This is a genomic window from Erwinia sp. LJJL01, from assembly GCF_047300805.2.
Lineage (GTDB): Bacteria > Pseudomonadota > Gammaproteobacteria > Enterobacterales > Enterobacteriaceae > Erwinia > Erwinia aphidicola.
On the sequence record NZ_CP178576.1, the window covers coordinates 390,091 to 405,322 of the forward strand.

The 15,232-nt window shown below is 59.7% G+C and carries 15 protein-coding genes; 7 read left to right on the forward strand and 8 right to left on the reverse strand.

The window, feature by feature from the left end; all coding sequences use genetic code 11:
* Positions 1-56 precede the first annotated feature (56 nt).
* On the reverse strand, positions 57-1,280 hold the full coding sequence (fabB, locus tag ACLI4M_RS02555) for a beta-ketoacyl-ACP synthase I (protein ID WP_048915398.1): 1,224 nt from the start codon (positions 1,278-1,280) through the stop codon (positions 57-59).
* Positions 1,281-1,435: 155 nt separating this feature from the next.
* Here fabB and mnmC point away from each other — a divergent pair, with 155 nt between their 5' ends.
* The 6 genes from mnmC to ACLI4M_RS02585 all read left to right on the forward strand — a co-directional run bounded on the left by mnmC (position 1,436) and on the right by ACLI4M_RS02585 (position 9,141).
* Positions 1,436-3,436: a bifunctional tRNA (5-methylaminomethyl-2-thiouridine)(34)-methyltransferase MnmD/FAD-dependent 5-carboxymethylaminomethyl-2-thiouridine(34) oxidoreductase MnmC gene (mnmC, locus tag ACLI4M_RS02560; RefSeq protein ID WP_133623170.1), complete on the forward strand. Its 2,001-nt coding sequence runs from the start codon at positions 1,436-1,438 to the stop codon at positions 3,434-3,436.
* Positions 3,437-3,583: 147 nt separating this feature from the next.
* Complete coding sequence (locus tag ACLI4M_RS02565; RefSeq protein ID WP_133623169.1) at positions 3,584-4,057, forward strand: (2Fe-2S)-binding protein; 474 nt, start codon at positions 3,584-3,586, stop codon at positions 4,055-4,057.
* Positions 4,054-6,297 (forward strand): xanthine dehydrogenase family protein molybdopterin-binding subunit, encoded by a 2,244-nt coding sequence (locus ACLI4M_RS02570; RefSeq protein WP_133623168.1) that lies wholly within the window; start codon positions 4,054-4,056, stop codon positions 6,295-6,297. Before ACLI4M_RS02565 ends, ACLI4M_RS02570 begins: the two co-directional genes overlap by 4 nt.
* Positions 6,294-7,592 (forward strand): c-type cytochrome, encoded by a 1,299-nt coding sequence (locus tag ACLI4M_RS02575; RefSeq protein ID WP_133623167.1) that lies wholly within the window; start codon positions 6,294-6,296, stop codon positions 7,590-7,592. Before ACLI4M_RS02570 ends, ACLI4M_RS02575 begins: the two co-directional genes overlap by 4 nt.
* Complete coding sequence (locus tag ACLI4M_RS02580) at positions 7,589-8,167, forward strand: nucleotidyltransferase family protein (protein WP_133623166.1); 579 nt, start codon at positions 7,589-7,591, stop codon at positions 8,165-8,167. The genes ACLI4M_RS02575 and ACLI4M_RS02580 overlap by 4 nt, the downstream gene beginning before the upstream one ends.
* A gap of 2 nt (positions 8,168-8,169) precedes the next feature.
* Positions 8,170-9,141, forward strand: a complete 972-nt coding sequence (locus ACLI4M_RS02585; protein WP_133623165.1) for an XdhC family protein — start codon at positions 8,170-8,172, stop codon at positions 9,139-9,141.
* Between the two features lie 36 nt (positions 9,142-9,177).
* On the opposite strand, the gene ACLI4M_RS02590 is transcribed toward ACLI4M_RS02585, so the two are convergent.
* From ACLI4M_RS02590 to prmB, 6 genes are all read right to left on the reverse strand, one after another.
* Positions 9,178-9,459, reverse strand: coding sequence for a YfcL family protein (locus ACLI4M_RS02590; protein ID WP_048915392.1), 282 nt, complete (start codon positions 9,457-9,459; stop codon positions 9,178-9,180).
* A 31-nt stretch (positions 9,460-9,490) separates the two neighbouring features.
* The gene (locus ACLI4M_RS02595; protein WP_133623164.1) at positions 9,491-10,039 is read right to left on the reverse strand and encodes an elongation factor P hydroxylase; all 549 of its coding nucleotides are present in this window, start codon (positions 10,037-10,039) and stop codon (positions 9,491-9,493) included.
* An 84-nt stretch (positions 10,040-10,123) separates the two neighbouring features.
* Positions 10,124-10,927, reverse strand: coding sequence for a sulfite exporter TauE/SafE family protein (locus ACLI4M_RS02600; protein ID WP_133623163.1), 804 nt, complete (start codon positions 10,925-10,927; stop codon positions 10,124-10,126).
* 9 nt (positions 10,928-10,936) lie between these two features.
* Entirely contained in the window at positions 10,937-11,764 is an 828-nt protein-coding gene (gene mepA / locus ACLI4M_RS02605) for a penicillin-insensitive murein endopeptidase (RefSeq protein WP_133625035.1), read from the reverse strand.
* A 4-nt stretch (positions 11,765-11,768) separates the two neighbouring features.
* Positions 11,769-12,854: a chorismate synthase gene (gene aroC / locus ACLI4M_RS02610; protein WP_133623162.1), complete on the reverse strand. Its 1,086-nt coding sequence runs from the start codon at positions 12,852-12,854 to the stop codon at positions 11,769-11,771.
* A gap of 26 nt (positions 12,855-12,880) precedes the next feature.
* A complete protein-coding gene (gene prmB / locus ACLI4M_RS02615; protein ID WP_048915386.1) occupies positions 12,881-13,813 on the reverse strand; it encodes a 50S ribosomal protein L3 N(5)-glutamine methyltransferase in 933 nt (310 codons plus the stop codon).
* A gap of 200 nt (positions 13,814-14,013) precedes the next feature.
* Between prmB and smrB the strand changes: the two genes are divergently transcribed.
* Positions 14,014-14,565 carry an endonuclease SmrB gene (smrB, locus tag ACLI4M_RS02620; protein WP_133623161.1) on the forward strand — a complete coding sequence of 184 codons (552 nt, stop codon included), beginning with the start codon at positions 14,014-14,016 and terminating at the stop codon, positions 14,563-14,565.
* A 109-nt stretch (positions 14,566-14,674) separates the two neighbouring features.
* Here smrB and sixA read toward each other — a convergent pair whose 3' ends face one another.
* On the reverse strand, positions 14,675-15,157 hold the full coding sequence (sixA, locus tag ACLI4M_RS02625) for a phosphohistidine phosphatase SixA (RefSeq protein WP_048915384.1): 483 nt from the start codon (positions 15,155-15,157) through the stop codon (positions 14,675-14,677).
* Positions 15,158-15,232: the final 75 nt, after the last annotated feature.

Genomic DNA, 15,232 nt, shown 5'->3' on the forward strand with positions numbered 1-15,232 from the left:
ACCTGAGAGGTAAAAAAAGGGGAGACTTTACAGTCTCCCCTTTTTATTTCGGCAGATTACGCCAGTTTGCGCATCACCAGGGTGGCGTTGGTGCCACCGAAACCGAAGCTGTTTGACATCACGGTGGTCAGCTTACGCTCGGTAGGCTTCATCACGATGTCCAGGCCTTCGGCCGCCGGGTCCAGCTCATCAATGTTGATGCTTGGTGCAACGAAACCGTGCTCCAGCATCAGCAGTGAATAGATAGCTTCCTGCACGCCAGCGGCACCCAGAGAGTGGCCGGTCATGGCTTTAGTGGCTGACATGGCCGGGGTTTTGTCCGGGAACACGGCGCGAATTGCGCCAAGCTCTTTCACGTCGCCAACCGGGGTAGAGGTACCGTGGGTGTTCAGGTAGTCGATTGGGGTATCCACGCCTTCCATCGCCATACGCATGCAGCGCATTGCGCCTTCACCTGATGGAGCCACCATATCAGCCCCGTCAGAGGTTGCGCCGTAGCCGACGATTTCAGCGTAGATGTGCGCGCCGCGTGCCAGAGCATGTTCCAGCTCTTCCACCACCACCATACCGCCGCCGCCAGCAATGACGAAGCCGTCACGCTGCTGATCGTAGGTACGGGACGCTTTTTCTGGCGTGTCGTTGTACCTGGTGGACAGGGCGCCCATCGCATCAAACTCACAGGACATTTCCCAGCACAGCTCTTCGCCGCCGCCAGCAAACACGATGTCCTGCTTGCCCAGCTGGATCTGCTCTACCGCGTTACCGATGCAGTGTGCAGAGGTGGCGCAGGCGGAGCTGATAGAGTAGTTAACACCGTGGATTTTGAACGGGGTGGCCAGGCAGGCAGACACGCCGGATGCCATCGCTTTGGTCACCATGTAAGGGCCAACGCCGCGCAGGCCTTTAGCGCGCATACCGTCAACGCTGGCAGCCTGATAGAACGGAGAACCGCCGCCGGAACCGGCAACCAGGCCCACGCGTGGGTTATTCTGGTACTGCTCGTCAGTCAGGCCGGCATCTTTCACCGCGTCCTGCATGGAGAGGAAAGCATAAATTGACGCATCGCTCATAAAACGCAGCATTTTGCGGTCAATACGCGCCGCAATGTCTTCTTTAGACAACTTAACATTGCCCCAGACGTGACTACGCATGCCGGAATCTTTCAGCTCCTGCGAGAAGGTAATACCAGAGCGTCCTTCACGCAATGATGCCAGAACTTCCTCTTGGTTATTACCAATACTGGAAACGATCCCTAAGCCAGTAATCACAGCACGTTTCATTCAATACCTCTTCCACTTCTAATTAGGATTCGACTGGCACTCTAGCTTACAGTTGTACGCCGAACAAGTCCGATCAGCAGATTCCTTGTGTAAATTTGCGTAGGGTCAACCACATCGTTAAAATCGCGCCACTGCCTGAGCAATGAGCCTTTGCCGTGAAAACCGCACCAATAGAGTACGCTGAGCTAAGCTGGAACGATCAGGGTACACCTGTATCCCGAGTATTTGATGATGTTTACTTCTCTAACCAGAATGGTCTTAAAGAGACGCGTTATGTATTTCTCGGCAACAATGGTCTGCCTGAGCGTTTTGCTCATCATTCGCGTGATTTATTCATCACCGCGGAAACCGGCTTTGGCACCGGTCTGAATTTTCTCACCCTATGGCAGGCTTTTGACGCCTTTCGGCAAGCACAGCCAGACGCTACGCTACAGCGTTTGCACTTTATAAGCTGTGAGAAGTTTCCGTTAAGCGCCAGCGACCTGGCGGCAGCCCATGCCAGCTGGCCGGAGCTGGAAAATTATGCACGCCAGCTGCAGGCACAGTGGCCCGAAGCGCTGCCGGGCTGTCAGCGCCTGCTGCTGGACGGCGGCCGCATCACGCTTGACCTGTGGTTTGGCGATATTAACCAGCTTATTCACACTTTTGATGACACCCTGAATCAGCAAGTTGATGCCTGGTTCCTCGACGGCTTCGCCCCGGCGAAAAACCCCGATATGTGGACTCAGGAGCTGTTCGACTGCATGGCTAGGCTGGCGCGCCCTGGCTGCACGCTGGCGACCTTTACCGCCGCCGGATTTGTGCGCCGTGGGCTGAATCAGGCCGGGTTCGCGGTGCGCAAATGCAAAGGCTTTGGTGAAAAACGCGACATGCTGGCAGGCTATCTGCCCGCAGCGGTGGTCACCACCGCGCAGGCTCCGTGGTATGCCCGCCCTGCCGCCGATGGCGATGATATTGCGATCGCCGGAGGCGGTATTGCCAGTGCGCTGCTGGCGCTGGCGCTGCTGCGGCGCGGCAAACGGGTGACGCTCTACTGCGCCGATGCCCTGCCGGCACAGGGTGCTTCAGGCAATCGTCAGGGCGCACTCTACCCGCTGCTCAACGACCACGACCCGGCGCTGGCGCAGCTGTTCCCTGCCGCCTTTACCTTTGCACGGCGCCTGTATGACCAGCTGGACCTCGCTTTCGAACACGACTGGTGCGGCGTGACGCAGCTGGCGTGGGATGAGAAAAGCGCGCAGAAGATTGAAAAAATGCTGCAGATGGGCCTGCCGCACAGCATCGCGCACGCGGTGGATCGGGTGGAAGCGGAAGCGCTCTGCGGTGTGCCGACCGGCTGTGGTGGCATCACCTATCCCCTCGGTGGCTGGCTCTCCCCCGCTGAACTGACCGCCGCGCTGTGGCAGCTGGCGCAGCAGCAGGGGGCGCAGCTCAACTGGCAGCACGAAATCACGCAGCTGAATGAAGCTGAACAGGGCTGGCAGCTGCACTTTGCCGCCCAGCCTGCACGCCATCACCGTAACCTGGTGCTCGCGACCGGTCACCGGCTGGCGCAGTTCACGCAGAGCGAAAAACTGCCGGTGAATGCCGTCGGTGGCCAGGTCAGCCACGTGCCGACCACGCCTGCCCTGACCTCTTTGCAGCAGGTGCTGTGCTACGACGGTTATCTCACCCCCGTCAGCCCGCACTACCAGCAGCACTGTATTGGCGCCAGCTATCATCGTGGCGCCACTGACGCCGAATACCGCGCAGAGGACCAGCAGGAAAACCGCGAGCGCCTGCTGCGCTGCCTGCCCGGGGAACAATGGCCTGAAGAGATTGATATCAGTGGCGCAGAGGCCCGCTGCGGGGTGCGTGCCGCCACGCGCGATCATCTGCCGATGATTGGCGCACTGCCGGACTACAGCGCCACCCTGGCGCAGTATGTCACGCTTGCTCAGCAGCCGCAGCAGGCAGGCACTGCACCGGCCCATCAGGGGCTGTTTATTCTGGGAGGGCTGGGCTCTCGCGGGTTATGCAGCGGACCGCTGGCGGCCGAAGTGCTGGCGGCTCAGCTGTGTGATGAACCTATCCCGCTCGATAATGCCACGCTGGCGGCCACCAGCCCCAATCGTTTCTGGGTACGGCGACTGCTGAAAGGGCGCCCCGTGGAATAGGGTAAGAATTATCTTTGCGCTAAGGTGCTATCGCCAGCAAACCAGCTTAACTAAAGCACAAAAAATAGCATAAAATCCGTAATTGCCCTTGAGTTCTTCAGGGGCAATTCGCTCCCCCGCCGGGGTAATCAACGGATGATTCAAGCTATGTATTTCACACTTAACGGCCAGCACGTCACTCTTGATGACGCGCACTCAGACACCCCGCTTCTCTATATTCTGCGCAACGACTTCCAGCTTAACGGCCCGAAATACGGCTGCGGCATCGGTGAATGCGGCGCCTGTACTATCACTATCGATGGCGTCGCTGCGCGCTCCTGCAGCGTACCTGCCCACACCGTGGCCGGAAAACAGGTCACCACTCTGGAAGGGCTGGCCGATGGCGACAAGCTGCACCCGGTGCAGCAGAGCTTTATCGATGAACAGGCTGCGCAGTGCGGCTACTGCACTAATGGCATGATCATGACGCTGGTCGCGCTGTTCAGGCGCGAGCCCCAGGCCTGTGAACAACAAATAAAAAATGAGCTGGCGTTTAACCTCTGCCGCTGCGGTACGCATCTGGAAATTTTGCGCGCCGCGCAGAAAGCCCGTGACATTATCAGCGGGGAGCAGAAGCCATGAACCTGTTTAATCTCACCCGCCGCCGCCTGTTAAAGGCCGGGGGCGTCATCAGCGTCAGCACGCTATTACCCCAGACAACATTCGCGCAGGCACAATCGTTAACGCTCCCTGAGCGCCCGCTTAATCGCATGGACAGCTTTATCGCGCTGGCTGCCGATGGCAAAGTCACCGCCTTTAACGGCCACGTCGATCTCGGCACCGGCGTGCGCACTGCCTTAGCCCAATACGTTGCCGATGCGCTCGACGTGCCCTTCCACTCTGTCACCATGATCCTTGGCGATACCGCACTGACGCCGGATCAGGGGCCCACCATCGCCAGCGCCACGCTGCAGGTTACGGCCGTGCCGCTGCGCCAGGCCGCCAGCCAGCTACGTCAACAGCTGATGCAGCTGGCAGCCAAAGTGTTAAACGTTGCGCCCGGCCAGCTGCGCAGCGAAGCCGGCTGGGTTTTCGACAGCAGCCATCCGCAACGCCGCCTGAGCTATGGCCAGCTTGCCAGCCGCGAAGACACTCATCTGCCGCTGGACACTTCCATTACGCTACATACTGCCAAGCCTCGCTACGTGGGCAAATCGGTGCCGCGCGTGGATATCCCGGCCAAAGTGAGCGGCCAGCTCACCTGGATTCACGATCTGCGCGTGCCGGGCATGCTGCACGGCCGCGTTATCCGCCCGCCCTACGGCGGCGCCGACAGCAGCGCCCCACTCGGCAATAGCCTGCTGGCGGTGGATGAACATTCGATTGCTCATCTGCCGGGCATCGTCAAAGTGGTGGTTAACGGAGATTTTGTCGGCGTGGTGGCCCAGCGAGAGGAGCAGGCTATCGCCGCGATGTACGCGCTGAAAGTACGCTGGCAGCCCTGGGCCGGGCTGCCGGAGCTCGGGCTGGACCAGCTGCATCAGACGCTGAGTAACTGTGCCAAAACAGCGCGCGTGCTGCGCGACGATCCAGGAACCGATCTTGCCCTGAAACAGCGCCATATTAGCGTGGATGCCGATTACGTCTGGCCCTATCAGCTGCACGCCTCCATTGGTCCCTCCTGCGCGGTAGCCGACATCACTGACGACCGCGCACGGGTGTGGTCCGGCACGCAGAACCCGCACGACCTGCGCAAAGATATTGCCCTGCTGCTGAGGCGCGATGCCGCGGCAGTTGAAATTAAGCGTATGGAAGCCTCTGGCTGTTATGGCCGCAACTGTGCCGATGACGTCGCCGCCGATGCTGCGCTGCTGTCGCAGGCAACGGGCGTGCCGGTGCGGGTGCAGCTGATGCGCGAGCAGGAAGCAGCATGGGAGCCGAAAGGCACCGGTCAGCTGATCCGCGTGCGCGGCGGGCTGGATCGCATGATGAATATCTCCAGCTACGAGCTGCGCACCTGCTATCCATCCAACAACGCTACCACGCTGCCGCTGCTGCTGACCGGTAAAGTCCCTAACCTGCCCGTGGTGCAGTCGATGGGGGACCGCACGGCCGTTCCGGCCTATCATTTCCCACACATGCGTATGATCTGTGAGGATGCCGCCCCGCTGGTGCGCGCCTCCTGGATGCGCGGCGTTTCGGCCCTGCCGAACGTTTTCGCGCATGAGAGCTGGATGGATGAAATCGCGTGGCGCACCGGGCGCGACCCGATCGATCTGCGGCTGGGCTATCTCACTGATTCTCGTGCCGTGGCCCTGATTGATGCGGTCAAAAAAATGGCGCGCTGGCAGCCTGGCCCGCCGCATCGCCAGCAGCAGCAGGGTGACTGGCTGCACGGGCGTGGATTTGCCTGGGCACGATACATCCACAGTCAATTTCCCGGCTTCGGTGCCGCCTGGGCTGCCTGGGTGTGTGACCTGCGGGTGAACCGCCTGAGCGGTGAGATCAAACTCGAGAAGATTTTTGTCAGCCACGACTGTGGGCAGATGGTCAATCCGGCCGGGGTACGCCACCAGGTCCACGGCAATATTGTGCAGTGCGCCAGCAGAGTGCTGAAAGAGTTCGCCACTTTTGATGGCAGCGGCACCACCTCACTCGAATGGGGCAGCTACCCACTGCTGCGCTTCGATGAACTGCCGCAGGTGGAGATCAATCTGCTGGATTATCCCGACGAACCGGCAATGGGGGCCGGTGAGTCTGCCTCGGTACCGGGCGCGGCTGCGATTGCCAATGCGCTGTTTGACGCAACCGGCGTGCGCTTCCGTGCGCCACCGTTTACTCCGGATCGGGTATTACGTGAACTACAGGGAAGTGAAGCATGAAAAATGGCAAAAAAAAGCCGATCGCACTGGGCGTGCTCCTGCTGCTGGCGGGCAGCGCTGCGGCACTGCTCAGCATGCAGCCCGAGATAGCGCCGATTTCACCAATGCAAACCCCTTCGTTCTCCGCGCAGAGCATCGCACGCGGCAAAACGCTGGCCGCGCTTGGCGACTGTGCTGTCTGTCATACCCGCAAAGGCGGTGCAACCAACAGTGGTGGACTGGCAATGGCAAGTCCGTTTGGCACTCTCTATACCAGCAATATCACCCCGGACATGGACAGCGGAATAGGCGCCTGGTCCTATCCGGCGTTTGAACGCGCCATGCGTCATGGCATTGACCGCCAGGGAAATTACCTCTATCCGGCGTTTCCTTACACCGCCTTCACCCACACCAACGACCAGGATTTGCGGGATTTATATGCTTATCTGATGAGCCAGCCCCGCGTCAGCTATCAGCCGCCGCAGACCAGCCTCAGGTTCCCGTTTAATATTCGCCGGGGCATGGCGGCCTGGAACTGGCTCTATCTGCAGCCGGGGGCGCTACCGCCCAATCCTCAACAGGATGCGCAGTGGAATCGCGGCGCTTACCTTGCCGAAAGCCTCGGACACTGCAGCGCCTGCCACACGCCGCGCAACTTCGCGGCGGCCGAAAAAACCGGGCGCGATCGTCTGGCAGGCGGCGTTGCCGAGGGCTGGACCGCGCCGGCACTCAACGGTAGCTCTCCGGCGCCGGTTGCATGGGATAAACCGCAGCTGATGCGCTATCTGCGCCACGGTTTTTCCGCCGAACACGGGGTGGCAACCGGTCCGATGGGGCCTGTAATAGCCGGGGGATTATCCCAGCTGCCAGACGAAGATCTGCAAGCGCTTGCCAGCTGGTTAAGCAGCTTCCAGCCGCCGAAAACGCAGCAGGCGGCAGCGCTGACGGCAGCGGCCGACCAGCGCAGTGAACGACTCGACTCACCCGGAGCCAGACAATATTCCGGTTCCTGTATGGCCTGCCATTCTCAACAAAAAGGCCCGCAGCTCGCGGGAGTTCGCCCGTCGCTGGCGCTCAACAGCAATCTCTATCTTGGCGAGCCGGACAATCTTATCCGCATCGTACTCGATGGCATCGACCATCCAGCCAGTGACAATCTCGGCACCATGCCCGGTTTTCGTCACCAGCTTAATGACAGCCAGATTGCCATGCTGCTCAACTGGCTACGCACGGAGTTTGCCGGGCAGACCCCGTGGCAGGGGCTGCAGGATAAAGTGGCAGGAATTCGTAAGCAAAGCGCCAGGGAGTCGCAATGAAAACTGGAATTCTGGTGATGGCTGCCGGTCGCAGCTCGCGCTATATCGAGCAAAGCGGTCAGCATAAGCTGCTGATCCGTCACCCCACCTGTCACAATCTGCTGCTGCTGACCTATACCCTACAGCTGGCTATCGCCGCCTGTGGAAAACGCGTAAACGTTGTGGCACGCCCCGAAGACCGTCAAATTATTGAGCTGGCACAGCGTTATCGCTGCGCCACCACCCTGATTGAAAGTGATGGGTTAGGGTCGTCAATTGCCGCCGGTGTTGCAGCACAACCCCAGTGGTCGGGCTGGCTGGTGATGCTGGCTGATTTACCCTGGCTCCAGCTCAGCACCGTTAAGCAGGTTTATGCCGGGCTGCAGTTAGCTGATGTCGTACGCCCGCTATGGCAGGGGCGCAGAGGGCATCCGGTAGGTTTTAACGCCAGTCTGCGCGAGCAGCTGCTGGCGTTGAAGGGGGAAGACGGCGGGCGCCACGTCATCTCTCCTGCACCGCCGCTGCTGCTGGATGTCGATGACCCCGGCTGCGTGCGTGATATTGACAGGCCCGCCGACTGGCTCAGCGGGAGTTAAGCATGCGCTCACTGGATATTACGGTGCTGGAAAGTGCGCTGGGGTGGCTGCAACAGCAGCGCAGCATCTGGCTGTGTACCGTTCTGCACACCTGGGGGGCGGCCCCGCGCGCGCCCGGCGCGCTGCTGGCGGCCTCTGATGCTGGTGCGGTAAGCGGCTCACTCTCTGGCGGCTGTATTGAAGAGAGTTTCCTGCGCCGCCTGGCGGCAGGAGAATTTCGCCAGCCCAGCCAGCGCGTGCGCTATGGTGCAGGTGGACTGCAACCCGATATTAGCCTGCCCTGTGGCGGCAGCCTTGAGGTGCTCATCGAGTACCTGCCCCCTTCGGCCGCAGCGGAGCGTTATCTCGCCCAGCTGCTGAGCGCGCAGCGCGGGGAGTGCTCATTACAGAAACGCGTCGTGACAGGCCAGTTTGCCCGGCTGACTCCCTGTGAAAAGGCCACGCCGCAGTCTGAAATTCGCTTTGATGACCAGCAGGTCAGCCTGAAACTTACTGGCTCGACCACGCTATTGATAGCCGGACTGTCGCCGGTCGCTGACTACTGCATTCATCTGGCGCAGATGCTGGGCTACGCTGTTGTGCTTTGTGAGCATCGTGAGCAGCCACTGGCAGCGTTCCTCGCCAACAGCACGCTGAGCGATGGCGTCACCGTGATAAAGCAGTTCCCGGCGCGTTATCTTGAACAGCATCAGTGCGCAGCGCACACGGCCATCCTCTGCCTGACGCACGATGCGCGCATCGACGATCTCACCCTGATGGAAGCCTGTCGCGGTGCGGCGTTTTATATTGGCGCACTGGGTTCACCGCGCAACAGCATGCACAGGCTGGCACGGCTGGCGGCGTGCGGGGATTTAACGAAGGAGCAGCTGGCGCGCATCGCAGCCCCGGTTGGCCTGCCAATTGGCAGTAAAACGCCACCGGAGATTGCGCTGGCGATTATGGCGGATATTGTGCGGGTAAAAAACGGGCGCTGAGGGCAGCGAGAGTGCTGCCCACAGGTAAGCGGGAGGTTACGACGGTTGGCGCGCCTGCAGGAACAGGTTGTCCCACATGCCAATCACCAGCGCCTGGTCACGCGGCGACAGTTCACCCGCCTGGATAGCATTTTGCAGGCTATTCTGTACCTGAATCTGCAGTGCCTCCGGGGTATGTTCGCCGCTCAGCTCCAGCTCGGCCACGGCCAGCGTCAGGTGACCGCGCAGATAGCCACCGGCAAACAGCTCGTCGTCGCTGGCGTGATCCACCATGTCATCAATCAGGCCAAGAATACGCGCCTCAAATTCATCGATCATATCTTTCCTCTGTAAGCAATTCGCGCGGCCGTTAGCACAAGTCTTCCGGCCAGGGAAACTGCGCCGCCGTTAGCGGGGGAGTTGAGTAAAACGAGCGAAGTTCGGCAATCAGTCGTGCCGGGCGCGCGGGAATACCTTTTTCCAGATATTCCATCACCTGAGCATGGACCTTACGCTGAAACGCAATGCGATCCGGCTCACAATCACCTTCAAGATTGTCACAACTTACATTGAACGGAAAGCCCGCTGCAACACTAAACATCCACTCCAGCGCCTGCGGTTTGATCTCCACGGATTCAAACTGGCTCTGGGTGGCTTCATCACGGCCGTCCGGGCAGTACCAGTAGCCAAAATCCACCCGCTTGCGGCGCTCGGGACCGGCAATACACCAGTGGGAAATTTCATGCATGCCGCTGGCGTAGAAACCGTGGGCAAAAACCACCCGGTTCCACGGTGAACTGTCGTCAGCAGGAAGATAGATCGGTTCGTCGTCGCCTTTAATCAGGCGGGTCTGAAAATCATCCATAAAGCAGCGATCGAAGATGTCGATCAGATCCTGATAGTGGTGTTGCGCGCTCATAGCTGTTTGTCGTCAAAGTAAAAAAACGCGCAATTGTCGCATTTTGTACGGCGGGTTTCGAGAACTATTCTCACCCCGCGCGCATCAGCCCGTGAGCTGATGAAACCAGCTAACTAACTCTGCGCCGTGGCTGTCATACAGCAGTTTGGCGCTCATCACCGCAGAGACAATCACGATCATCGGGCGGATAAGCTTCTGCCCTTTGCTCAGCACCATCCTGGCCCCGAGGCGCGCGCCGCACACCTGGCCGACCAGCATCACCAACCCCACCAGCCACACCACTTTGCCGCCAATCATAAACAGCAGCAGGCCGCCGAGGTTGGAGGTAAAGTTCAGCACTTTGGCATGCGCGGTGGACTTCGCCAGGTTATAGCCGCACAGCGTGACAAACGCCAGCGCGTAGAATGACCCGGCGCCGGGGCCAAAGAAGCCATCGTAGAAGCCCACGCAGCCCCCGGCGACCAGTGCAAACGGCAAGCCGTGCAGACGCCGCTGGCGATCTTCTTCGCCAATCTTCGGCATCAGCAGGAAATAGAGGCCAATGGCAATCACGAGCAGCGGCAGCAGCTGGCGCAAAATATCGCCCTTGACGTGCTGCACCAGCAGCGCCCCGCTGATTGAGCCGAGGAAAGTCAGCGCAATATTCAGCTTCTGCTGGCTGAGATCGACCGCTTTACGGCGGATGAAATAGAGGCTGGCGGAAAACGATCCGCCCACCGACTGCAGCTTATTCGTCGCCAGCGCCTGGGCCGGTGACAGCCCCGCCGCCAGCAGCGCCGGAACGGTTAACAGCCCGCCGCCGCCCGCAATAGAATCGATAAAACCCGCCAGTAACGCCACCAGAAACAGCACGCCGAGCAACCACGGCGCCACGCTAACCCATTCCATTTTAACGCCTTACAGTAAGTGTTTATCCAGCAGAGCCTGACACGACGGCGGCAACGGCGGCGGCTCGCGCTTCACCGGCGGCGTACTGCCCGGTTTTGGCGGAGCGAACCAGCTCTGCAGCTCGGCGCCGCAGCCGTCACCCGGCGGTGGCAGCGGCTGATCCTGACACTCCAGGCTACCCGCCGGGCAGCGCAGGCGCACGTGCATATGCGCACGATGCTGGAACCACGGTCGCACCTTGCGCAGCCAGTCGCGATCGCTACCGGCATCGGCACACAGCTGCTTTTTAATCGCCGGATTGACGAAAATACGCGTGACGTCGTTATCTTTCGCCGCCAGTTTAATCAGGCTGTCGATCTCTGGCTGCCAGTGACGCGCCACGACATTTTTGCCGTCGGCAGCCACCAGATCGAGCGGCTGAGGCTTCAGCAACATCTGCTGCGTCCAGCGCTGTTTCGGCAGCTGCAGCCAGATATCCACGTCCAAGCCGGACTGATGGCTGGCGTGACCGCTGCTGAAGCGCCCACCGGCCGCCATGCCCATATCGCCGACCAGCACTTCGCCGAGGCCCAGCTGACGGGTTTGCGTGCTGAGCCGTTGGATAAAGGCGATCAGATCCGGGTGGCCATAATAGCGCCGCTGATCGGTGCGCATCACCTGATAGCCCGATGCCTCAAGCGGTAGCGCCTGAGCGCCGATAATACAGCCGTTGGCGAAGCCACCAATCGACTGCGGCGCGCCGCTGACCGGCTGGCGAATAGTCTGCCACGGGGTGGCGGCCTGTACGGTGGCGCTGGTCAGCAGCAGCGCGCCTAAGGCAATCAGCGTCTTCTTCATGGCGTTACCAGCGTGGGTAAGTGGTTTCAACATCGGCGTTCTGCGCGCGGTGGCGCAGCAGGTGGTCCATCAGCACAATCGCCATCATCGCTTCCGCAATGGGCACGGCGCGGATCCCCACGCAAGGATCGTGACGGCCCTTGGTGATCATCTCCACTTCTTCCCCGCTACGCGTCAGCGTCTTGCCCGGCACGGTAATGCTGGAAGTCGGTTTCATCGCCAGGTTGGCAACAATGGTCTGACCGCTGCTGATCCCGCCTAAGATGCCGCCCGCGTGGTTGCTCTGGAAACCGCTGCTGCGGATTTCGTCGCGGTGCTCGCTGCCGCGCTGGCCGACGACCGCAAAGCCATCACCGATTTCTATGCCTTTCACCGCATTGATGCTCATCAGCGCGTGCGCCAGATCAGCGTCCAGGCGGTCAAACACCGGCTCGCCGAGACCCGCCGGAACATTCTCTGCCATCACCGTGACTTTCGCCCCGATGGAGTCGCCCTCTTTTTTCAGGGCGCGCATCAGTTCGTCCAGCGCTTCCAGCTTTGACGGATCCGGGCAGAAGAACGGATTCTGTTCAACCTGGTCCCACTCTTTCAGCTCGCAGGCGACGTCACCAATCTGCGCCAGATAGCCGCGCACTTTGATGCCGTACTTCATTTCGAGGTATTTTTTAGCAATCGCACCGGCCGCCACGCGCATCGCGGTTTCACGCGCTGAAGAGCGCCCGCCGCCGCGGTAGTCGCGGAAGCCGTACTTCTGGTCGTAGGTGTAATCCGCATGACCCGGGCGATAGAGATCTTTGATCGCGCCGTAGTCCTGCGAGCGCTGATCGGTATTTTCGATCAGCAGTCCGATGCTGGTGCCGGTGGTGCGCCCTTCGAACACGCCCGACAGAATTTTCACCTGGTCCGGCTCGCGGCGCTGGGTGGTGTAGCGTGAAGTGCCCGGACGGCGACGATCGAGATCGTGCTGAAGGTCGGCTTCGGTCAGCGGGATCCCCGGCGGTACGCCATCCACGATACAACCGAGGGCGATGCCGTGCGATTCGCCGAACGTTGTGACCCGAAATACTTGTCCAATGGTATTACCCGCCATACGGCTTCCTCACTAAAATTTAAAAATCAGTCTTTATAGATTTTGAAATGATGTTGTGCGTCGATAATCTGCTGTTTGGTCAGCATAAACACGCCGTCACCGCCGTTATCAAACTCCAGCCAGGTAAACGGTACATCCGGATACTGCTCGATCATGTGCACCATGCTGTTGCCCACTTCGCAAATCAGCACGCCCTGCTCGCTGAGATAATCCGGTGCGCAGGCCAAAATACGGCGCGCCAGCTTCAGCCCATCGCGACCCGCAGCCAGGCCGAGTTCCGGCTCGTGACGGTACTCGTTCGGCAGGTCGTCCATATCGTCGGCGTCAACGTAGGGCGGGTTAGTGACGATCAAATCGTACTGCGTTTTAGGCAGTTCGCGGAACAGGTCAGCGCGGATCGGCGTGACGTGGTGGTCAAGGCCGTGCGCGCTGATATTTTGTTCAGTCACCGCCAGCGCATCCGTGGAGATATCCACCGCATCGACTTCCGCATCCGGGAAGGCGTAAGCACAGGCAATCGCGATACAGCCGCTGCCGGTACACATATCAAGAATGTGCTGCGGCTCGTCAGCGATCAGACCGGCAAAGCGATTGTTGATCAACTCGCCAATCGGTGAACGCGGCACCAGCACGCGCTCATCGACGTAGAATTCATGGCCGCAGAACCAGGCTTTATTGGTCAGGTAGGAGACCGGAATGCGCTCGTTGATACGGCGGATCACGCGCTCAACGATGCGGTGACGCTCGCTGGAAGTGAGGCGCGCCGTGCGCATATCTTCAGGAATATCCAGCGGCAGATAGAGCGTTGGCAGCACCAGCTGAACGGCTTCGTCCCAGGGATTGTCGGTGCCGTGGCCGTACCAGATGTCAGCGGCAGAAAAACGGCTGACCGACCAGCGCAACATATCCTGAATAGTGTGCAGTTCATTGACTGCTTCTTCGACGAAAATTTTGTCCAAAGTGCCCTCCGCAGGCCGTTCTGTTAAACCCGGGCGTTAGTTTGCCATGAAGCTGGTGATAATTCAGCGCGCAGGGGTGAAAAAGCTGAGATTTGTTTCAGCCGCGGGCGCGGAAAAGGTAGACTGGCGACAGAAAATGACTGAAACGCCCCTTTAAAGCGGTTGCGAAACAGCAGCCAGGAAAATAGTGACCTACAGAGATGAGCAAAAAAGAGAAGCTGAGCGCGGAAGATGAGGCGCTGTTTCGCGGGTTGATGAGCGGCACGCGCAAGCTGGCGCAGGACACCATTGTTCATAAACCGCTGCGTAAAAAGATAAGTGAAGTCCCGCAGAAACGCCTGTTGTCGGAACAGATAGATAACAGCCACTATTTTTCCGACGAGTTTCAGCCGCTGCTGGCCAGCGAAGGCGCGGTGCGCTATGTGCGTGCGGATGTTGACCATTACAAGCTGAAGCAGCTGCGCCGCGGTGATTTCAGCCCGGAGATTTTCCTCGATCTGCACGGTTTAACGCAGAATCAGGCTAAGCAGGAGTTGGGCGCGCTGATTGCCGCCTGTCGCCGTGAGCATATTTTTTGTGCCAGCGTGATGCACGGGCACGGTAAACACGTTCTGAAGCAGCAGACACCGCTGTGGCTGGCACAGCATCCGCACGTAATGGCATTTCATCAGGCACCCAAGCTATTTGGCGGCGATGCCGCGCTGCTGGTGCTGATTGAAGTGGAAGAGTGGTTACCGCCGGAATTACCGTAGCCTGGATGGCTGATTTGACACGGGCCGACCGGAAAAAAGGGTCGGCCCCTACAGGTGACGCGGAATAGTGTAGGGGCCGACCTTTTTTTTCGGTCGGCCCGCAAGGCGATTACATCGCCTTGGCTAATTTCGCCGGAGAGACCTGCCACTCGAGCTTGCCCAGCACATTTTCCGCATCGAAGTCGATGCAGGCAATGGCGGAAGTGGCAAACATCGGCGGCGCTTCCTGCGGGCACAGCTCTGCCACCAGGTAGCCCACCAGCGGCAGATGTGAAATCACCAGCGCCGACTTCACGCCTTCATTCGCCAGCGCGTGCAGGTAGCACGCCACCAGCCCGGGGTCGCCACCCGGGGTTAATTCTGGCAGCACATCCTCACCTTCCGGCAGAGGCAGCGCTTCACGCACCGTGCTGAGAGTCTGCTGGGCGCGCAGATAGGGACTGACCAACACCCGTTCAATATCAACCGACTGACCGCTAAGCCAGGTCGCCATTTGACGGGTTTCATCACAGCCGCAGTGAGTCAAAGGTCGAACTGAATCACTTGCTGCATCTAAAGCCGCATCGCCGTGACGCATTATGAAAACTTGCATATAGCACCGCTGTTGTTAAACAAAAACGCCGGGGGACAACGCCAACCGACTCTTCATTCAGAGAATGAACGCTGT